The sequence below is a fragment of the Roseivirga sp. genome (genome assembly GCF_049099775.1).
In the GTDB taxonomy this organism is placed as follows: domain Bacteria; phylum Bacteroidota; class Bacteroidia; order Cytophagales; family Cyclobacteriaceae; genus Roseivirga.
Genome location: NZ_JAGDZM010000002.1, coordinates 153,685 through 172,215 on the forward strand (window position 1 = coordinate 153,685; position 18,531 = coordinate 172,215).

The following is an 18,531-nucleotide window of genomic DNA, read 5'->3' on the forward strand; positions in this document are numbered from 1 at the left end:
ACCATGTGGGAAGAAAAAGACAATAAGCTAACCAGAACATTCGAATTCAAGGATTTTGTAGCTGCTTTCGGTTTTATGACGCGAGTGGCCATTGCTGCGGAAAAACAAGACCATCATCCAAATTGGTCGAACGTTTATAATAAGGTAGTAATTGAATTGACCACACACGATGCTGGTAATATAGTTACAGATAATGATCGTAAATTAGCTGAGATCATCGATGGCTTGGTTTAATGGCTGAAAAGACAAACTTATTTCTTGTGCCAACCCCAATTGGCAACCTAGAAGATATTACAATTCGCTCTCTAAATGTACTCAAGGCAGTTGACGTGATTCTTGCAGAAGACACGCGAACCTCTGGTAAACTGTTAAAGCATCATGATATTCATAAGCCACTTCAGAGCTACCATATTTTCAACGAACATAAAGCTGCTGAAAAACTTGTAGAGCGTATGATTGCGGGCGAAACCTTTGCCTTAATATCAGATGCCGGAACACCCGCTATTTCCGATCCCGGTTTTTTGTTGGTCAGAGAAGCCATTAAAGCTGAGTTAATCGTAAACTGTTTGCCCGGTGCTACAGCCTTTGTGCCAGCACTAGTCAATTCAGGCTTACCTTCAGACAAGTTTACTTTCGAAGGCTTTCTACCGCATAAAAAAGGAAGGCAAACACGCCTAAAAAAATTGGCGGAAGAAGAAAGAACCATCATCCTATACGAATCGCCTCACCGCTTGATCAAAAGCCTAGAACAGCTTAAAGAATTCTTAGGCGATCGGCAAGCATCTGTTTCACGAGAACTCACAAAAATGTTCGAAGAAACCGTACGCGGGTCCATATCAGAAATTATCACGCATTTCTCCGAAAAAGGGATCAAAGGAGAGTTTGTAATTGTTGTTGCAGGAAAAGAATAACAGGCTTAAACAGTCTTCAGAGCATTTACTAAGTAATCTACATCCGCTTTCGTGGTAAACACAGAAAGCGAAATTCTCACCCCATTAATATCGAAGCCGCTTATAGGTCTACAATCAATCATATATTGATCGAAAAGAGCCGTTTTAACATCCGTGGCTTTTTTACCAACCACAGCCACATTCTGAATGGCACATGATAAATCATCCGCAGCAGGGGTTTTCAATGCAAAGCGATCATCCGCTTCAATTTTACTTCGGAAATAGGCCTTAAGCTCCCTCAAACGAGCTTCACGCTTTGCTCCACCAATCAAGTTATAATAATCAACGGCGGTACCCATGCCCAGCATTTCAGGGTAGTTACGCGTATTATAATTTTCCAGCCTTCTTATGGAAGGATCCCTAAAGTGGGCCCTAGAAACAATCAAGGGTTTCAAATACTTCTGAGAATCCTTTTTGGCATAAAAGATTCCTGTTCCTTTTGGTCCAAACATAAACTTATGGGCACTCCCAGCATAAAAATCACATCCTAAATCATGCAAGTCTATCTCAAAGGTACCTGCCGTTTGTGCAGCATCTACTCCAACCAAAACACCTCTTTCATGTGCCATTTGACTCACCTCCTTTACAGGTAAAATCATGCCGTTGGTATTTGTACCATGCACCATAGAAATAACCTTAGTCTTCGGAGTTATTGCTTTTCGGTAAGCCTCCACTATTTCATCCTTAGACTCTGGAAGTATTGGTAGTTTTGGGCGAACAATTTTGAAACCTCGTATCTCTTGCCAATGTACCCAAGGAACCGTTCCGCTTGGATGCTCATGGTCGGCAAGAATCACCTCATCACCCGGACCTAAATCCATGGAATGGGCCATAATATTCATGCCCTCAGTCGTATTGTGGATTAAGGCAATTTCTTCTTTATCGGCCGAAAACATATCGGCAACTTTCTGGCGCACGGCTTCTTTTTCTTCTTGCCAACCTCCCCACATATACCTTGAAGGAAAGCCATCTAACAAAGCCCTGAATTCATTGGTAGCATCTACCACCAATTTGGGGCAAGGTCCGAGTGAGGCGTTATTAAAGTAATAGAGCCCTTTATGCATAGTAAACTCACTTTTTACCAGCTCCCAGTAATCCTCATCATTGGCACTAGAAGCTAGTTTAAAGCCTGTTTTTTCAATTTTTTTAAGATACTCTTCCCGCAAACCTGAACCCATCAATGCCGTGGCAGTCAGTCCAGAAAAGCTATATTTTAAAAGGTCTCTACGGTCCATATTACTTCAATACTTTATCCAAAAATGGTTTCATTTCTTTAATCACAATATCATCGCGCTTTCTCAGCTGACGCAAAAACCAGCCTTTATGACCAGCTCCATATGTAATCAAAAATCGCTTTCCTTCGTAACGATGCTTCTCTAAAGCCTTATCGATATTCCAGTAATGGGCAATATTAATGTTTTCCCAACCACCGAGTAATAGCGTTTCATTCAAAATACGGTTGTATGCCTCATAGCGGATTTCTCCAGCGGCATCATAAGCATCCGAATTGATAAAATAAGGGTCATTTCTATCACCTGCAGCAGCCATAGCCTCACTAGACTTACGCCCTGCTTCTTGATACTCCGCCCACCTTTCAGCCCAAGCAGTATCTTCTCTTATTTCTCTAAAACGTTGATTCCTGTAGTCGTTCATCGGCTTTGTCCAGCCCGCGGTTGGGATCATCTCAAAATCTAATTCCTTGGTAAGTGGAAAAATAGCATCCACATACTCTGGGAAAACGCGAACACGAGGTTCCATAATAGTATCCAACTCGTCGTATTCCTTTCTTGCAATAGGGTATCTATCAGGTGGAATTTCAGTAAGAATATAATCCGGGTTAATCTCGCGAACCAGGTCCTTAACAATGTCGATGTTGTAATTTGGGTTGGTTCTATGGCCACTATGGATCATCCCCATTATGATGACTTCGTTTTTTGGTTTCTCCGTTTTTTGACAAGATGAAAACGCCAAAAGAGCGAATACCAAAAGATAAGATAGCTTTTGCATAATAAACGGTTGGTTGATTCAAGTTACAGAATAATTAAAAAGGAGGCGATAAAACTGGTCTATCTTCCCGCCATTCATGTAATTTTGGGATATGCAAAAGTTGCTCCAAGATGTAATAGTGCTCGTAAAGGAAACTGGCGAGTTTATTAGGCAGGAATCTAGAAAATTTGACGACTCGAAAATCGAATATAAGGGGAAGAATGACTTGGTTTCTTATGTAGATAAAGAGGCGGAAAAACGATTGGTAAAAGGCTTATCCGATGTACTACCAGGAAGCGGTTTTATTGCAGAAGAAGGAACTTCCAAGCACCGATCGGATATCTACAATTGGATCATTGACCCTTTAGATGGTACCACTAATTTTACCCACGGTTTACCGATCTATTCCATTTCAGTTGCGCTTTTAAAGCGTGGTGAGTTGGTAATGGGCATTGTTTACGAAATTAACAGAGACGAGTGTTTTCATGCTTTAAAGGGACAGGGTGCTTTTTTAAACCATGCGCCCATCAAGGTTTCGGAAGTCAAAACCCTCGATAAATCGCTATTGGCTACCGGTTTCCCTTACTACAACTTCGACCAAATGCGTCAGTACCTGACCATTATCAATGAGTTCATGCAAACCACACATGGCCTTAGAAGAATGGGCAGTGCTGCCGTCGATTTAGCCTATACCGCTTGTGGTCGATTTGAAGGCTTCTTCGAATACAATTTAAATGCTTGGGACGTAGCTGCTGGAGCACTAATTGTCCAAGAAGCTGGTGGAACAGTTACTGATTTTAAAGGAAACGATGACTTTGTATTTGGCAGAGAAATAGTGGCGGGAAATATAACACAACCTGGCATGCTACAAACCATTCAAAAGTATTGGAAATAGATGAAAACCATCGATTGGGCTGAATTAATCAGGTACTTTTAATAGATTTGTCCCAATACTAAGAACTATCCCTTCCTCGGGATCGTTACCTGATAGCAATGCAAGAAGCTTTAGTCATCGTACTGTTTATCACTGCCGCCATTTTTATGGGTAGAAAGGTTTATATGAAGTACAAAGCTCCTAGTGGCTGTGCCTCATCTGGCTGCGATGCTTGCGCCCCTACGGAGAAGGCCGTTAAACTTCCTGACCACCTGAAGGTTTAATCACCTTTTAATCAGGCTTATTCTGACTAAAACTACTCGCTTGAAGTATACTGTGATAGAAATATTCGCAACTAGATAGCTGAATAGTATTAAAACATCTTCTCTATCAGACCAAATGTGGAAGTCAGGGTCTTTGCTTATATATTAAGAACCCTCTAAATTCAGAAGAGTGAAAAGTTTATTAATGATCATCTTGTTGATTTTCACTAGCTCAAGCGAAAGACTGAGACAAAATATTGATTATCGAAAAGAAGCCTTCTACAAGTTTGTGATTGAGTCTAATGAATTCAATTCACTCTTTTTAGAAAACGAAAAAAGGTTTTTTCAAATCGAAGTCAATTCAAGCAATTTTGAAGACTACTCTGTTTTTATGAAACGAGACTTAGCCAAGTTAAATTTGGTAGATAGGCTAAGAATAAACTCGAACAAAGAGTTAAATCGATTTGGTAATAGACGAGCTTATATAAAAGTATTCTTTAGCGAAATTAAGAATGGCCTTTTCTTCTGTGAAATATTTAGTCATTCCAAAAAAAAGAAAGTCGAAAGGAAAGGTTTATATGTTCAGGGCTCAAGCTATTTGTACTTATTTCAAGTCACAAATAACAAAGAGTTGAAACTTCTAAAGACTAGCCATTTTATGAATAACTAGGTTATATGCAGTTGGAAATTCTCTTTCAGACATACATTCAAAATCAACAATTAGAAGAGTTCATTGCTTGTAGCCTTAACGTAAACCTGAATATGATAGAGGACATCGAAAAAACAAAACCTAGTGTTAAAGCTGATAGTAAAAGAGTCTACTATTCTATAACAGAATTAGGGCATGGTTATAAATATATTTTCGAACTGTTCTTTAATAATCCCAACGCCAGATGTAAATCAGACCTATCTTTGGCAAGATATTTTAATTCATATTTTAACCAGCCTGTTCTTATCAGCACGGACTCTATTAATCCATATGAATGGCTCCTAGTTCAGAAGGAAAATGAGAAGATAGTATTTCAAGAAGTGAGAGAGGATGACAGTGTTATTATTCAAGGTTTCTAGACACTCGCTATGATTTAACTAAATAGTATAGTTATCCTTAAGCCCAAACCTTAGTGCCTTCAGAACAGTTTTTGCACATTTCAATTTCGCTTCGAGAATTAATTAAAGACTGACGAAAAGCGCTATATGATTTTCCTCTCCAAATAGCCCTGAAACCATCTGACTCCATGGTTCCTAATTGATAGTGAGCATCTTTATCGAAACAACACGGTACTACTTTTCCATCCCAAGTGATTACGCATGAGTGCCACATTTTCCAGCAATGGTTAACTAGTTTATTCTTAATGCTCCATTTCCCATCAGCCCCTTGTTTATAACGCGCGTACTTTTCAATAGTAGGAATTAACTCAGAACCATTTTCATAGTCATAAATCTGAGCCGTTTTAAAAGCAACCTCATCTACCCCCAACGAATCAGCCAAGTCTCTTACCTCCTCCAACTGATGCTCGTTGGGCTTCACTACTAAGTATTGGAATATAACATGTGGCTTGGCTGAGTTGAGCTGCCGCTTCCATTTTATAATGTTCTTTGTGCCAGCAATTACCTTTTCCAATTTCCCCCCTACGCGATACTGCTCGTAGGTTTCTTGCGTAGTACCATCAATGGAGATAATTAGTCGATCCAACCCAGACTCCACTGTAGCTTTTGCCTGCTGATCATTTAGATAGTGGGCATTGGTAGAAGTAGCTGTATATACTCCTTTTCCGCTGGCATACTTAACTTGATCCAAAAACTTTGGGTTCAGATAAGGTTCCCCTTGAAAATAAAAAATAAGGTAGGAAAGCCGTGGACTTAGCTCGTCCAACACTTTTTGATACGTTTCTTGTGTGAGTGTTCCTGTAGGCCGAGTAAAGCTGCGAAGGCCACTTGGGCATTCTGGGCACCTTAAGTTACAAGAGGTGGTTGGCTCAAGGGAAATGCTGGTAGGCATGCCATAGTGAATAGGTTTTCCTGTGGCTTTCGACAGATAGTAGCTTCCAACTAATTGCACCATGTTCCAAACCCGCAATGGCGTTAATTTGGATACATAATTCAAACCGTCTCGCCAGTTCCTATTCATTTGGTTAAGTTACATGCCCCTAATTCGGCATCAAAATTGATGTGTATTTTTGCATCAAATCGTTTCAAAAGAAATAGCTTTAACCCGTGAAATACCTAATTCTCTCTCTAGCCCTTATTTTTTCGCTTCAAGCTGAGGCTCAGTTCCCTACACTTTCTGAAAAATCTGAAATAAGCATTATCACTATTGGTCCTGGTGCCAATTTATATGACTGTTTTGGACACAGTGCTTTTAGGGTAGTAGACCCTACTTTGGGTATTAACGAGGCCTATAACTACGGCACATATAACTTCTCTGATGGAAACTTTGTAGGGAACTTCACCATGGGAATAGCTCGGTATGAGTTAGCCAAGCGGCCTTTTCCTAATTTCTATAATAGTTATGTGGCCGAAAACCGATGGATCACTGAGCAAGTTTTAAACCTAAGTCTGGAAGAGAAACAAGCCATTTTCGATGCCCTTGAAACAAACGCACTTCCACAAAACAAATCTTACCGATACGATCCCTTTTTTGACAACTGCGCCACTAGAATGCGAGATATTGTAAAAGATGTATTGGGTACTGCCATCGTTTATAATAATGATCATCTGACAGAAAGAAATACACTCAGAACTTTAGTCGATGAAAACTCATTTAATCACCCTTGGGTTGACTTTGGCATCGACTTGGCCTTAGGCGCTATTCTGGATAAGGTCGCCACACCAGAAGAGTACATGTACCTTCCAGACTATGTATTAGCGGCTTACGATAACGCCATTATCCGTAGAGGAACAGCACCAGTAAAAGCCGTTAAACGCACCACAAAACTTTTTGAATCTGATTATTACGAAAGAAGAGTCTCTTCCGTCTCGCCAACCCTAATCTTTTCCATTGTGGCATTACTCCTCATCGTTGTTACGATTAGAGAAAACCAAAAGAACATTCGTTACAGATATTTTGACTTTACTCTTATGCTGATTACGGGTCTTTTAGGAGCCTTTCTACTCTTTTTATGGTTCGGAACCAGCCATGCTACAGCAGTAAAGAACTTAAACATCTTATGGGCTTTTGCGCCAAATGTAGTCGTCGCTTTTTACCTTATTAAAAGACAACCTCCAAAATGGGTTCGCGTTTATGTTCGCTTCCTCTTTATACTTTTGATGGCTATGGTAATGGTTTGGCTGGCTAAAATTCAGGTGTTCAACACAGCAATGATTCCTCTGGTAGCCTTCTTTGGCGTAAGGTATGGCTTCTTATGGCAGCGAGGCTTGGTAGTTAAAAAGGCCTAATCTTCACGATTTAGTAAGGCGTCATTAACAGCGTCACGGATTAGATCCATCTCAAATCCTTTGCCTATTAGGTACTGCATCAGTTTTCCTTTGATGATATAATCGGAATCGCCTTTTACAGTCGGTAACTTCTTTTCAGCATGCCGCAATAAAGTATTATAGTACTCTTCTGAGTCTATTTCTGCCAAGCCCTTATTCATACAATATTCTGAAATACGATGCTGTTTTAGCCCCTGCTTGATCTTCCTTTTACCCCAACCCTTCACGCGAAATTTGCCACCAGCATAGGCTTTAGCAAATCGCTCTTCGTTAATAAAACCGTCAACAATAAGATCTACGATAATATCTTCCACTTCAGCTTCATGCAGACCATAAGCATAAAGTTTATCCCTTACTTCTTGTTGGGAACGTTCTTGATATGCACAGAAATCTGCCGCTTTCAGCTTAGCAGATTTTATATCTAATGGTTTTTTGGATTTCCTAGGTTGGAAATTATGCATGCTTAAAGTTAAGCACTACTGCTGAAACGATTGTTATTAGCAAACCAGCTTATAACCGAAACCACGTACATTCATGATCTGAATTTCCTCGTCTAGCGTCAGTTTCTTTCTCAGCTTAGTAATAAAAACATCCATACTTCGTGCGCTAAAAAAGTCATCGTTGCCCCAAAGTGTATTAAGAATCAAAGTGCGCTCAGTTAGCTCATTTCTATGTCGATATAGTTCGTTCAGTAATTGTGCCTCTCTGTGAGTCAACATAATTTCACTGCCTTCAAATGAGAGTAATTGCTTAGAAAAATTGAACTCGTATTTCCCGATATTCACTGTTTCTGAAGCTGAAGCACCTTGTTTTCGATCGAGAAGGGCCTTAATACGCACAATCAATTCCTCCATACTGAAAGGCTTTTTAAGATAGTCGTTAGCGCCATAGCCAAAGCCCTCTACCACGTCCTCCGTTCTAGATTTTGCAGTTAGAAAAATGATAGGAATTCGATCATCCATCTTTCTAATCTCTTTCACGAGTGTAAATCCATCTTTTTTTGGCATCATCACGTCCAACACCAACAGCTCAGGCTTGTTGACTTGATACAGCTTCATGGCCATATCGCCATCTTCAGCGTATATCACTTCAAAGCCACGTGTTTCAAGGCTTTCTTTTACAATAGTTCCTAAAGCCACCTCATCTTCGGCCAATAGTATTGTTGTTTGTTCTGACATGCTAAATGGAAATTGTAAAATTGGTTTCGGAAGATACTTTTAGGGAAATATTACCACCATGCTTTTCAACAATCTTCTTAGTGTAATAAAGACCAATGCCAAACCCCTTTACATCATGAACATTCCCTTTTGGAACACGGTAGAACTGATCGAAAATTCGTTTTTGCTGCACCTCATCAAGGCTATTTCCCGTATCAATTACATGCCAAACTAGCTGATCTTCATTTTGAGCTAACTTGAGTGTAATTTCATTACCCCCATACTTTATGGCGTTATCGACAAGGTTGGAAAGCGCATTTTCTAAATGAAATGGATCGACCTCTTTCATAAAAGAAGATATTTCTGTTTGAAAAAGCAGCTTTTTGTCTCCTTTGGTCAATTGAAAATTCTCGAAAATCTGCTGCGTAAATTTTACCACTTCTACAGTCTCCAAATTCAAATCAAGATCATCGGAATCTAGTGACGCTGTTTCCAAAAGCTTTTCCACCATTCCATTGAGCTTTTGCAGCTGGTTATTTGAAATGTCCAGATACTTGGCCGTTTTCTCTTTGTCGTTGGTTTGATTGAAGTTAGAAATGGCCTCTATTGCCGTTGAAACTGTTGCGATGGGTGTTTTGAATTCGTGTGTAATATTGCTGATTAGATCGTTTTTAATATCAGCTAACTCCTTCTGCTCCGTAATCACACGGTATAAATACAAAAGAGAGCCTATCACGACTGCCGATATTAAAAGAGAGATCAATAAATCGACGGCTCCTCGCTTCAGAATTACCATAGAGGCATTTTCAAAATTCATCTCTAGTTCTTGGCCATCAGGCAGGTAAGTAGACTTAGAAACAGTGAACAATGGGTAAACCTCATCGCTACTTTTCCTAACAGAATCGCGCACATTATGCAAAAGCGCATAGTCAATTTTCATATTCTTTCTACCCAACTCTTTGGTGAGAAAGGAGTCCATTTTAACAAAATCTAAGTCTTGGGTTAAAGCAAAAAACAATCGATTTGTAAATACTTTTAGGTCATCAATAGAGTCTGAAACATTGACGGTCCTATCTAGTTTCACACCTTCAACCGATCGGTGAGTATGAGTCAATATTGAATCTAATTGTAATTTACTTGTAATTCGAATGTTGTTTTTTAGTGCCGCGGCCAGCACTGAATCTTGAAAGGAAGAGGAGAAACCTGCGCTTTTTGTCTCTTTTGAAATCGTTAAGCCATCAAAAACGGTAGTTACATTTCTTTTGGCCGTAATACTCCCTGAAACCGGAAAGTTACCCCCAAGAAAACTCGGGCTATCCTGATCGTTGAATGAGTTTAAAACGATAATCTCTCCTTTAACCTGATTAGCATAGTAAGCTTCTACACTAATGTCTAAAGCCTGCTGAACCTCGTTCATAAACTGCTGCTTATTCAGCTGATAATTCTGAATGTTTCTATACACCTGAATCCCCACAGTAATTATCACCGTGGCGGAGATCATATAGATAATACGTTTGAATCTTAGTGCATTCACAATACAAATATACGGAGTTTCGAAGGGTACAGAGAAAAGCTTAACACACGTTAACACTGGTTAACTCAAAGTGCGTCAGGGCTTTTCTTCATTTATATCATCATTAATAACACACCTATGAGAAAGATGATAAACAAGGTTTTACCCCTACTATTAATTCTGGTACAATCCTCAATAGTAGTCTACGGACAGAAGTTGCAAGGCAATGCCATCTATAAAACGGTTAGAGATTATGGAAGCGCTGGCATAAAGACAGATGGTATGTCGGAAGAAATGAAAAGCCAAATAGAAGCCATGATGAAGGCCCGAGCACAAAAGACGTTCATTCTGTACTTCAATGGTAGCGAAGCAAACTGGATAGATTCCAAAGAACCAAATCAGAAAAGAAAATATCGTGATATAGCCAAGTCTACCTTTATCGAGGAGGCAGCTATTATGAATGATACCTATCTGGTAAAAGATAAGTTAGTACCTATAGCCTGGACGCTAAGTGACGAAACGAAAAAGATTGGCCCATACATGGCAAAAAAGGCAACCAGCACTAGGACTTGGCAAAGCGTAGCCAAAGGAAAGGACGAAACGAAAATTGTTAGCAATTCGGAAGAAGTCGTCGCATGGTATACCGAAGAAGTTCCTCTAAAACACGGACCTGATGGCTATTGGGGGCTTCCCGGTTTAGTCTTGGAACTAGACGATGGAAAAATGAAATACGAGTGCATTAGTGTGACGACCAAACCTGAGGAAGAAGTACAAATTAAGATGCCATCAATCGGTAAAAAGGTCAGTCGAAAAGAATACATAAAAATCCAAGAGGAAAAAAGAGACCTGTTTTTAAAAGGTTTTAGCGGAGGCAATCCTTAATACTAAGGATTCTTCAAAAGCCAAACATCAAAGAAAAACATCGATTAAAGTCGTTAAACAAAGTTTTTTGATACTTAACACACGTTAACACTGGTTAACTCAAAGTGATGTCTGGCTTTTATTCATTTGTAAAATCTCAAAATGTTCAAATAATGAAAAAGTTTAAAAATCAATTGTTATTAGTTATCGCATTCATGACTTCGGGCATGATTTCAGCGAACGCACAAAACTTTCAAGGGTATGCTACATACCAAAGTGCTTCTAAAGCCAGATCAATCTCTTTTAAAGGAGATGGTATAACACCCGAAATGCAAAAGCAATTAGAAAGTGCTGTTAAAAAGCAAGGCCAGAAAGAATACACGCTAAAATTCAATTTAAGTGAGTCTAGCTGGCAAGAAGACGAAAGCTTAGGAAATGCACCTGCTGGCGGCGGCACTACAACAGCCATTGTTATGAGCGTTGGTACAGGAAAAGGTAGTATTAAGTACAGAAACACAGCCGAAAACCAATATTTAGAAGAAACGGACCTATTCGGAAAAGCATTCTTGATTAAAGATGAATTATCTAGAAAAGAATGGGTACTAACGGACGAAACTAAAGAAATAGGAGGCTATACAGCTCAAAAAGCTATTTATGAGCGCACTGTTGAACGAAGTAACATGTCTTTCGGCAGTTTTGACGACGGTGAAGAGGAAGAAAATACAAGCGAAATCAAAACCTATACTGATACCATTAAAGTTGAGGCATGGTTTACTTCGGAAATTCCTGTTTCCCATGGCCCAGACGCTTACTGGGGGCTTCCAGGTCTTATTTTAGAGTTAAATGATGGTTCTAGAACTTTCCTATGTACCAAAGTAGTGCTTAACCCAGAAGAGGCGATTGAAATCAAAAGGCCTAAAAAAGGTAAAAAGGTTAGCCGCGATGAGTATACCGAAATTGTAAAAGAGAAGATGGAAGAAATGTCTCAAAAATATAGTGGAGGAAGCGGCACGCGTGTCATTAGAATTGGTGGTGGAGAATAATTAAAAACTAAAGGTCAAAAACTCATGAAAAAGTTCTTCTTAATCACCATCATTTCGCTTTTCTGCTTCGCTTTTCAAGCGCAAGCTCAAAAGAAAGTACCTTTTGTCGGGCAAATAACTGACTCCTTGGGCGTGCCATTACAATTCGCCAATGTTTTAGCCATGGACACCGTAAAAAACAGTATTGCTGCTTTTGGTGTAACTGACCCCCAAGGTAATTTCAGAATCACCCTCCTCGACGGAAAGGCCTACAAACTAAAGATCAGTTTTATAGGTTTCTTACCTGTAGAAGCAATGATAAAGGGGTATAACAACACAGATGCTCCCTTGTCGGTGGTGTTGAAGGAAAACTCAAAACAACTGGGCGATGTAGAAGTGGTCACAGAAATGCCTGTCTTGATTCAAGGCGATACTATCACTTACAAAGCTGATGTTTTTACGAAGGGCAATGAACGAAAACTAGGAGATGTACTGAGTGAATTGCCCGGTTTCGAGGTTAATGAAGATGGCCAAGTAAAAGTGGAAGGCCAAACGATCAGCAAACTAATGGTCGATGGCAAGGAGGCCTTTGGTGGAGACACAAAACTGATGACCAAAAACCTACCTGCCAACGTCGTAGATAAGGTACAGTTGCTGAAAAACTTCAATGACGTCGCACCATTAAGTGGCGTGAACCAAAGCGAGGCCATGGCATTAAACATCATGTTGAAGGAAGACAAAAAGAACATTCTTTTTGGAGATCTTACCGCTGGTGCTGGGCCTGAGGACAGGTATTTAGGCCATGCAAATGCCTTTTATTATAGCCCAAAAACTAGTTTAAACCTTATCGGTGGAGCCAACAATGTAGGTAAGCTTACTTTCACTATGAGCGACTACTTTAGGTTTTCAGGAGGTTTAGGTGGGTTTGCGAGCAGATCAGGTTCTGGCTTAAGACTTAGCTCAAATAATTTGGGATTTCCAGTTGCAGAAAGAAACAACGCACAGGAGCTTAAAAATGAGACGCTTGCCTTTAACTTCAATACCACACCAGGTAAAGCTTGGAGGGTTAGTGGTTTTGCGATTGGTTCTAAAGTAAATAACACTTTAGGCTCAGTTTCTCGAAGAAACTACATTCTTCAAACCGGAGATAATCAGGAAATTTTGACTTCCTCTACAAATACGCGATCTAATGCCGGACTATTCAAATTCAATACCAAGTATACTCCGAACCCTTCTTTGCAAATAGGTTATGATGCGCTGGTTCGAATTTCCGATTCTGAAAATACTGCTATTCAAAACTCAGAGTTCGGAGGAGTTAATAATGCTATTGGTGGTGTGAATTCGCAAGAACCTTGGTCTATTCAGAACCAATTAAGTGCGTTCTATGCCATGGACGACAAAAATGTAATGTCTTTTGAAGCTTCTTACGAACATAAATTTCAAGATCCTTTATACGACCTGTCTACCTCCGAAAGGCCATTTGCTTCCTTGATAACATTAAGTGATGACAACCCATTTAACATTCTTCAATCAAGAGAAATCATCACTGACAATCAAGAATCAATATTGAATTACTACCGTATTCTGAACAAAACGAACCACATCAACCTAAGTGTTGGTAATGTTTATACGAAACAAAGCATGACATCGGATTTGGTTCAACGCGTAAATGACAATGATTTCAATTTGGGAAATGCTGATCTGATGAACGATGTTGACTATACATTCCAAGATTATTATGCTGGCATTACATTGAAGACAAAATTTGGCAACCTGCTATTCACACCAAGTTTGAACTTACACTACTATCAGATAGAAAATGTGCAGAGAGGAACTACCGAAAGGTTTGATAAGACATTACTGTTGCCTTCGGCTTCAGCCCGATATAAGTTTTCTTCTTCACACTCACTCAGTTTGAATTATAGTCCGAGAGCAGAATTCACGGATATTCAAAATTTGGCTAGAGGACTTATTGTAAGAAACTACAACTCGCTTTTCGGTGGAAACCCAATCCTAAAGAACAGTTTTTACCACAATTTAAGTTTGAACTACTCCAACTTCAATATGTATAGTTTCTTCAATGTCTATGGAGGTCTTAACTACTCTAAACGCTTCGATGATGTGTCTAACATTATTCAATTTACCGGATTGGAAAGAGTAAACACACCGATAAACATAGACGTGGCTAACGAAACCATGTCTGGTAATATCAATGCCGATAAACGATTTGATAACTTCAGCGTGAATTTCAGTGGCCGTGTTACTAGGAGTGTGAGTAACAATTTTATTGGTGACATCTTGAATGAAAACGTTTCGTTGCAACAGACTTATACAGCGGGTCTTTCCACTACATTTTTTAAGAAAATGAATATCGACATTGGCCTTGAAAAAACGTTCAATCGCTACGATGGAAATAATATTTCTAACCGATTTGAAAACGATAAACCCTTTATTAAAATGGATGTAAGGTTCTGGAAAGGGTTTAGACTAGATGTTGACTATGAATACAACAACTACCAAAACAAGGCGAATGACATTCAAAGTGACTTCGAAATTCTTGATGTAGAATTAACTTACAGAAAAGCAAAATCGCCTTGGGAATTTAAGATTGAAGGTATGAACCTTCTTAATACGACTGGAATTCGTAGAGATTCTTTTAGTGAAAGTTTAATCAGCACTTATGAATATTTCATTCAGAAAAGATATTGGCTATTGAGTGTCGTTTATGACCTATAGCATTGGCTGATACACTTTGAGAATACGAATCGCAGCATTAGGCAACTAGTGCTGCGATTTATTTTTCAGGGAATTCAAAAATCCTTCTCCAGAACAGTTTTATACCGTGAATAACCAGACCCATCACTACTGTGAAAGCGATTATATAGAGCCAAATAAATCCAATTACCCAACCAAACCAGTAATCAATAGTAGCTCTGATATCGCGCCAAAAGCCGTCATTTAAACGCTCTGGAAAATTCTGAGAAAGCTCCATATAAGCAAATGAAAAGCTAAAGATTAAGCCTATTTCAAGTGCATGAAGAAAACTATTTATAAAGGAAATTTTCTTCCTTTTCATAAGGTATGAAATGCTTTTACCTGTTCAATTACATAATCTCGATGGGCTTTTGGCATTCCCGGATATAAAGGCAGAGACAAAGTTTCTTCTTGGTGTTGATATGCTTTTGGAAAGTCTGCCTCCTCAGAGCCCAAGTGACGATAAGCATTAGTAAAAGGAATAGCCTTAGGGTAATGCACCTGCGTTTGAATTCCTTTTTCCTCTAAAAAGCTTTTTAAGCTGTTTCTACGTTTTGAACGAACTTCATAAATATGAAAAACATGTGAGTTATCGTGTATATCTTTTGGAAGCCGAAATTCTTTTAGACCGTCAAGCGCATTAGTGTAATAAGTCGCTAAACGCCTTCGCTCATTCGTCCACTGATCAATATGATTTAGTTTTTCTAATAATACAGCTGCTTGAATAGTATCCATTCTACTATTTAAACCAACAAATTCATGACTGTCTTTATCAATTCCTCCATGGTTTGCGAACTTTCTACACGCCAAGGCCAGCGTTTTATTGTTAGTACTAATACACCCACCATCTCCTAAAGCGCCTAAGTTCTTGGAAGGGTAAAAGCTAAAGACTCCGGCGTGGCCGAAACTACCCGCCTTACCAGTAGCTAGTGTCGCAAAATGTGACTGTGCACAATCTTCAATGACAAATAGACTATGCTGTTGAGCTAAAAACATCAATTTTGGCATATCCACCATTTGACCGTAGAGATGCACAGGAATAATGAACTTCGTTTTGGGAGAAATAGCGGCTTCAATCAGGTTTAAATCAATCAAGCCTTGGTCATCAACGTCAACAAATACAGGAATTGCTCCTAACTGCGATACTGCTGCTGCATCAGATATCCAAGTCATTGCGGGTACAATAACCTCGTCTCCGGGTTGAATTCCCATCATTTTTAGCGTGATGAAAAGGGCATCAGTACAATTACCAACAGCTACGCAATGTGAAACTCCTGTTTTAGCAGCAAAAGCTGCTTCAAAAGCATACATCTGCCTACCAAACAAGAAATACGAGTCGTTCAGTACTTCTTTATAGACTTCTTCAAGCGCTTGCCTGAGCGGATCATTCATTGCTTTTAGATCGAGAAAGGGCACTTGCATAGTGAAATATAAATGAATTTATGTTCAATATCTTATTCATCAACCGATCCTTCTGCTAATCGGTGGTGATTTTAAAAGGCTTTGGTTATTTTCATATTTTATCAAACCAAATGCTATGGCTACTCCAGAAGAAATGCTCCAAACAATGATCAATAATATGCCTGAAAAAACAGGCAAGTCGCTCAATGATTGGCATGTTGTATTAAAAGACTCCGGATTAGTGAAGCATGGAGAGCTTGTAAAGCTGCTAAAGGGTGATTATGGAGTAACTCATGGATTTGCCAATACCATTTCACAATTCTTTTTAAAACCAGAATTATTAAATAAAAAGGCAGAAAGTGGTGATGATGCTGATACTAAATTATTGAATGGTAAGGATGGTATTGCTGAAATATTCAAGAAAGCGAAAAGTCAGTTCGAGGCCATAAATGGCGAGGTGGAATTTGCTTATAAAAACACATATATCAGCATGAGAACGCCTAAAAAACAATTTGCCCTATTACAACCAAGTACTAAAACAAGGGTTGATATCGGCTTAAACTTAAAGGGAATTGCCCCTGAAGGGAGCGTTGAAGCGGCAGGAAGCTGGAATGGAATGGTTACACATCGTGTAAAACTGACGACCATAGAGCAAGTTGATGCTGGTTTAGCAGAATGGCTTCAAAAGGCATATGATGCAAATACTTAAGGTAACGTGAACAAGTTTCAGCCGATTGATTTTCAAGACTTAGACGACCTTTTTGCTTACTTACCAGCAGAGGAACTGGAGATTGTACAGGCACTGCGGTAATTAGTTTATGACTGCATTCCAGAAGTAAAAGAAAAGCTTTCTTACAACGTGCCCTTTTTTAGAGTTAGAAAAACGATTTGCTTTATTTGGCCCGGTGCTGTGCCATGGGGCAAAACTTTCGAAGGTGTTCAGTTCGGTTTTATTCATGGATACCTTCTTTCGAATGAAGACGGTTTTTTAGCGACAGGAAAGAGAAAGTATGTAAGAATCAGAACGTTTAAATCTATTAAAGAGATTGATTTCGAAAGGTTAAGGGCTTTGCTTTATGAAGCTGTTTTAGTTGATTCCGGAAGATAAAAGCCGACATTCAGCGAATCTGCTGTTTCATTGAAACTATTTTGCGGAAAGATTACGTATGGATACCTATATTTAAATAAAATCGATAGACTATTTCACGCGAATACCTCTTTCTTGTCAGCCTGCTAGGCGTTATTAACGGCCTTTTCTTAACGGGTTACTTTCTTTTTAGTAAGAAGGGAAGGGCGTATACCAACATATATTTAGGCCTATTGCTTACAGCTCTTGTGATACGCATAGGCAAATCTGTCTTCTTCTATTTCGATAGTGGACTTAACGAGAATTATATTCTCATCGGCTTATTGGGTTGTGCTGCTATCGGTCCGATGACCTACTATTTTACCAAGACGCAAATCAGTGGTGAAAAATCATTCGACCCTAAAAGTCTTTGGCACCTTATTCCTATGGTGCTTTTGGCATGCTATGCTCTTTTTTACGAGTCATATGGAGAAAATAGAGCCTTTTGGAGTTCCAAAATAGTAAGAGGCATCTACATTTACTGGGGGCTTTACTTATTCTATTCTGTTTTCTTGGTGATTAAACAGCGACTTATTTTAAAGCAAAGTTTCAACGAAGATGGGTGGACAACCGGAGTCCTTCTAGGGGTTCTTGCCATTTGGATTGCCTATTATACATCTAGTTTTACATCATACTTAACGGGGTCTCTTACCTTTTCATTTCTTGTCTATCTATTGGCTTGGGTACTTCTAACGCAACGCAAACAAGTCATTGCTAAAAAGAAAGGGAAGGCTTCAGTAAAGCCTTTAAATGATAGTGAAAAAGGTAGACTCGAAGAAAAGATTCAAACGGTACTACTCAACGAAAACCTATTCAAGGACCCTAATTTAACCATGCCCGCTTTAGCTAAATTAGTTGGGCAAACTCCACATCAATTTTCATCTTTCATTAATGATCAACTTGGTCAAAATTTCTCTCAATTAATGAGTACTTATCGCATAGAAGCAGCTAAAACAATGCTGATAGATATGCCTCATTTAACTGTGGAAGCTATTGGTTTTGATTGCGGTTTTAATTCGACCTCCACTTTTCATACCTCCTTTAAAAAAGCAACAGGACTTACACCAGCAGCCTTTAGAAAAGAGACTTCAAATTCTTCAACATTATAAATCCGAAGAACCACTAGCTTTAAAAGCCTACTTCTGATTTGAGTTCTTTGCTATTTGTGATTTCATAACTCACAAAAACA

21 protein-coding genes are annotated in these 18,531 nt (G+C 39.1%); 13 read left to right on the forward strand and 8 right to left on the reverse strand.

Annotated elements, in window-relative coordinates; translation table 11 throughout:
- Positions 1-3 precede the first annotated feature (3 nt).
- On the forward strand, positions 4-234 hold the full coding sequence (locus tag JXQ92_RS02985) for a 4a-hydroxytetrahydrobiopterin dehydratase (RefSeq protein WP_421985093.1): 231 nt from the start codon (positions 4-6) through the stop codon (positions 232-234).
- Entirely contained in the window at positions 234-911 is a 678-nt protein-coding gene (gene rsmI / locus JXQ92_RS02990) for a 16S rRNA (cytidine(1402)-2'-O)-methyltransferase (RefSeq protein ID WP_421985094.1), read from the forward strand. Before JXQ92_RS02985 ends, rsmI begins: the two co-directional genes overlap by 1 nt.
- 5 nt (positions 912-916) lie before the next feature.
- Here rsmI and JXQ92_RS02995 read toward each other — a convergent pair whose 3' ends face one another.
- Positions 917-2,185 (reverse strand): aminotransferase class V-fold PLP-dependent enzyme, encoded by a 1,269-nt coding sequence (locus JXQ92_RS02995; RefSeq protein ID WP_421985095.1) that lies wholly within the window; start codon positions 2,183-2,185, stop codon positions 917-919.
- 1 nt (position 2,186) lies between these two features.
- Positions 2,187-2,957 carry a hypothetical protein gene (locus JXQ92_RS03000; protein ID WP_421985096.1) on the reverse strand — a complete coding sequence of 257 codons (771 nt, stop codon included), beginning with the start codon at positions 2,955-2,957 and terminating at the stop codon, positions 2,187-2,189.
- 91 nt (positions 2,958-3,048) lie between these two features.
- On the opposite strand from JXQ92_RS03000, the gene JXQ92_RS03005 reads away from it, so the two are divergent.
- The 4 genes from JXQ92_RS03005 to JXQ92_RS03020 all read left to right on the forward strand — a co-directional run bounded on the left by JXQ92_RS03005 (position 3,049) and on the right by JXQ92_RS03020 (position 5,141).
- Complete coding sequence (locus JXQ92_RS03005) at positions 3,049-3,831, forward strand: inositol monophosphatase family protein (protein WP_421985097.1); 783 nt, start codon at positions 3,049-3,051, stop codon at positions 3,829-3,831.
- Between the two features lie 98 nt (positions 3,832-3,929).
- On the forward strand, positions 3,930-4,094 hold the full coding sequence (locus JXQ92_RS03010; protein ID WP_421985098.1) for a hypothetical protein: 165 nt from the start codon (positions 3,930-3,932) through the stop codon (positions 4,092-4,094).
- 169 nt (positions 4,095-4,263) lie between these two features.
- Positions 4,264-4,743 (forward strand): hypothetical protein, encoded by a 480-nt coding sequence (locus tag JXQ92_RS03015; RefSeq protein WP_421985099.1) that lies wholly within the window; start codon positions 4,264-4,266, stop codon positions 4,741-4,743.
- Between the two features lie 5 nt (positions 4,744-4,748).
- A complete protein-coding gene (locus JXQ92_RS03020) occupies positions 4,749-5,141 on the forward strand; it encodes a hypothetical protein (protein WP_421985100.1) in 393 nt (130 codons plus the stop codon).
- A gap of 37 nt (positions 5,142-5,178) precedes the next feature.
- Here JXQ92_RS03020 and JXQ92_RS03025 read toward each other — a convergent pair whose 3' ends face one another.
- Positions 5,179-6,201: an SPASM domain-containing protein gene (locus JXQ92_RS03025; RefSeq protein ID WP_421985101.1), complete on the reverse strand. Its 1,023-nt coding sequence runs from the start codon at positions 6,199-6,201 to the stop codon at positions 5,179-5,181.
- 86 nt (positions 6,202-6,287) lie between these two features.
- Here JXQ92_RS03025 and JXQ92_RS03030 point away from each other — a divergent pair, with 86 nt between their 5' ends.
- Complete coding sequence (locus JXQ92_RS03030; protein ID WP_421985102.1) at positions 6,288-7,469, forward strand: DUF4105 domain-containing protein; 1,182 nt, start codon at positions 6,288-6,290, stop codon at positions 7,467-7,469.
- Here the strand turns inward: JXQ92_RS03030 and JXQ92_RS03035 are convergent.
- Genes JXQ92_RS03035 through JXQ92_RS03045 form a run of 3 tightly spaced genes read right to left on the reverse strand, consistent with a single transcriptional unit; the run spans position 7,466 to position 10,166 of the window.
- Positions 7,466-7,969: a regulatory protein RecX gene (locus JXQ92_RS03035; protein WP_421985103.1), complete on the reverse strand. Its 504-nt coding sequence runs from the start codon at positions 7,967-7,969 to the stop codon at positions 7,466-7,468. The genes JXQ92_RS03030 and JXQ92_RS03035 overlap by 4 nt on opposite strands.
- A 36-nt stretch (positions 7,970-8,005) precedes the next feature.
- Positions 8,006-8,686 carry a response regulator transcription factor gene (locus tag JXQ92_RS03040; protein ID WP_421985104.1) on the reverse strand — a complete coding sequence of 227 codons (681 nt, stop codon included), beginning with the start codon at positions 8,684-8,686 and terminating at the stop codon, positions 8,006-8,008.
- Between the two features lies 1 nt (position 8,687).
- Positions 8,688-10,166 (reverse strand): sensor histidine kinase, encoded by a 1,479-nt coding sequence (locus JXQ92_RS03045; protein ID WP_421985105.1) that lies wholly within the window; start codon positions 10,164-10,166, stop codon positions 8,688-8,690.
- Between the two features lie 150 nt (positions 10,167-10,316).
- Here JXQ92_RS03045 and JXQ92_RS03050 point away from each other — a divergent pair, with 150 nt between their 5' ends.
- The 3 genes from JXQ92_RS03050 to JXQ92_RS03060 all read left to right on the forward strand — a co-directional run bounded on the left by JXQ92_RS03050 (position 10,317) and on the right by JXQ92_RS03060 (position 14,797).
- The gene (locus JXQ92_RS03050) at positions 10,317-11,060 is read left to right on the forward strand and encodes a GLPGLI family protein (protein ID WP_421985106.1); all 744 of its coding nucleotides are present in this window, start codon (positions 10,317-10,319) and stop codon (positions 11,058-11,060) included.
- Positions 11,061-11,212: 152 nt separating this feature from the next.
- Positions 11,213-12,082, forward strand: a complete 870-nt coding sequence (locus tag JXQ92_RS03055) for a GLPGLI family protein (RefSeq protein WP_421985107.1) — start codon at positions 11,213-11,215, stop codon at positions 12,080-12,082.
- Between the two features lie 24 nt (positions 12,083-12,106).
- Positions 12,107-14,797 (forward strand): outer membrane beta-barrel protein, encoded by a 2,691-nt coding sequence (locus JXQ92_RS03060; RefSeq protein WP_421985108.1) that lies wholly within the window; start codon positions 12,107-12,109, stop codon positions 14,795-14,797.
- Between the two features lie 58 nt (positions 14,798-14,855).
- Here JXQ92_RS03060 and JXQ92_RS03065 read toward each other — a convergent pair whose 3' ends face one another.
- Positions 14,856-15,137 carry a hypothetical protein gene (locus JXQ92_RS03065; protein ID WP_421985109.1) on the reverse strand — a complete coding sequence of 94 codons (282 nt, stop codon included), beginning with the start codon at positions 15,135-15,137 and terminating at the stop codon, positions 14,856-14,858.
- Positions 15,134-16,207, reverse strand: coding sequence for a DegT/DnrJ/EryC1/StrS family aminotransferase (locus JXQ92_RS03070; RefSeq protein ID WP_421985110.1), 1,074 nt, complete (start codon positions 16,205-16,207; stop codon positions 15,134-15,136). The genes JXQ92_RS03065 and JXQ92_RS03070 overlap by 4 nt, the downstream gene beginning before the upstream one ends.
- Before the next feature lie 145 nt (positions 16,208-16,352).
- Here JXQ92_RS03070 and JXQ92_RS03075 point away from each other — a divergent pair, with 145 nt between their 5' ends.
- The 3 genes from JXQ92_RS03075 (at position 16,353) to JXQ92_RS03085 (ending at position 18,451) form a co-directional block, all read left to right on the forward strand.
- Complete coding sequence (locus JXQ92_RS03075) at positions 16,353-16,925, forward strand: DUF4287 domain-containing protein (RefSeq protein ID WP_421985111.1); 573 nt, start codon at positions 16,353-16,355, stop codon at positions 16,923-16,925.
- Between the two features lie 117 nt (positions 16,926-17,042).
- The gene (locus JXQ92_RS03080; RefSeq protein WP_421985393.1) at positions 17,043-17,324 is read left to right on the forward strand and encodes a DUF1801 domain-containing protein; all 282 of its coding nucleotides are present in this window, start codon (positions 17,043-17,045) and stop codon (positions 17,322-17,324) included.
- A gap of 227 nt (positions 17,325-17,551) precedes the next feature.
- A complete protein-coding gene (locus JXQ92_RS03085) occupies positions 17,552-18,451 on the forward strand; it encodes a helix-turn-helix domain-containing protein (RefSeq protein WP_421985112.1) in 900 nt (299 codons plus the stop codon).
- Positions 18,452-18,531 lie beyond the last annotated feature (80 nt).

What these genes read in the sequence shown, in the direction of transcription:
- JXQ92_RS02985 (WP_421985093.1), top strand. Translation starts at nt 4, where the DNA reads ATGTGGGAAGAAAAAGACAATAAGCTAACCAGAACATTCGAATTCAAG.
- rsmI (WP_421985094.1), top strand. Translation starts at nt 234, where the DNA reads ATGGCTGAAAAGACAAACTTATTTCTTGTGCCAACCCCAATTGGCAAC.
- JXQ92_RS02995 (WP_421985095.1), bottom strand. Translation starts at nt 2,185, where the DNA reads ATGGACCGTAGAGACCTTTTAAAATATAGCTTTTCTGGACTGACTGCC.
- JXQ92_RS03000 (WP_421985096.1), bottom strand. Translation starts at nt 2,957, where the DNA reads ATGCAAAAGCTATCTTATCTTTTGGTATTCGCTCTTTTGGCGTTTTCA.
- JXQ92_RS03005 (WP_421985097.1), top strand. Translation starts at nt 3,049, where the DNA reads ATGCAAAAGTTGCTCCAAGATGTAATAGTGCTCGTAAAGGAAACTGGC.
- JXQ92_RS03010 (WP_421985098.1), top strand. Translation starts at nt 3,930, where the DNA reads ATGCAAGAAGCTTTAGTCATCGTACTGTTTATCACTGCCGCCATTTTT.
- JXQ92_RS03020 (WP_421985100.1), top strand. Translation starts at nt 4,749, where the DNA reads ATGCAGTTGGAAATTCTCTTTCAGACATACATTCAAAATCAACAATTA.
- JXQ92_RS03025 (WP_421985101.1), bottom strand. Translation starts at nt 6,201, where the DNA reads ATGAATAGGAACTGGCGAGACGGTTTGAATTATGTATCCAAATTAACG.
- JXQ92_RS03035 (WP_421985103.1), bottom strand. Translation starts at nt 7,969, where the DNA reads ATGCATAATTTCCAACCTAGGAAATCCAAAAAACCATTAGATATAAAA.
- JXQ92_RS03040 (WP_421985104.1), bottom strand. Translation starts at nt 8,686, where the DNA reads ATGTCAGAACAAACAACAATACTATTGGCCGAAGATGAGGTGGCTTTA.
- JXQ92_RS03045 (WP_421985105.1), bottom strand. Translation starts at nt 10,166, where the DNA reads ATGATCTCCGCCACGGTGATAATTACTGTGGGGATTCAGGTGTATAGA.
- JXQ92_RS03050 (WP_421985106.1), top strand. Translation starts at nt 10,317, where the DNA reads ATGAGAAAGATGATAAACAAGGTTTTACCCCTACTATTAATTCTGGTA.
- JXQ92_RS03055 (WP_421985107.1), top strand. Translation starts at nt 11,213, where the DNA reads ATGAAAAAGTTTAAAAATCAATTGTTATTAGTTATCGCATTCATGACT.
- JXQ92_RS03060 (WP_421985108.1), top strand. Translation starts at nt 12,107, where the DNA reads ATGAAAAAGTTCTTCTTAATCACCATCATTTCGCTTTTCTGCTTCGCT.
- JXQ92_RS03065 (WP_421985109.1), bottom strand. Translation starts at nt 15,137, where the DNA reads ATGAAAAGGAAGAAAATTTCCTTTATAAATAGTTTTCTTCATGCACTT.
- JXQ92_RS03070 (WP_421985110.1), bottom strand. Translation starts at nt 16,207, where the DNA reads ATGAATGATCCGCTCAGGCAAGCGCTTGAAGAAGTCTATAAAGAAGTA.
- JXQ92_RS03075 (WP_421985111.1), top strand. Translation starts at nt 16,353, where the DNA reads ATGGCTACTCCAGAAGAAATGCTCCAAACAATGATCAATAATATGCCT.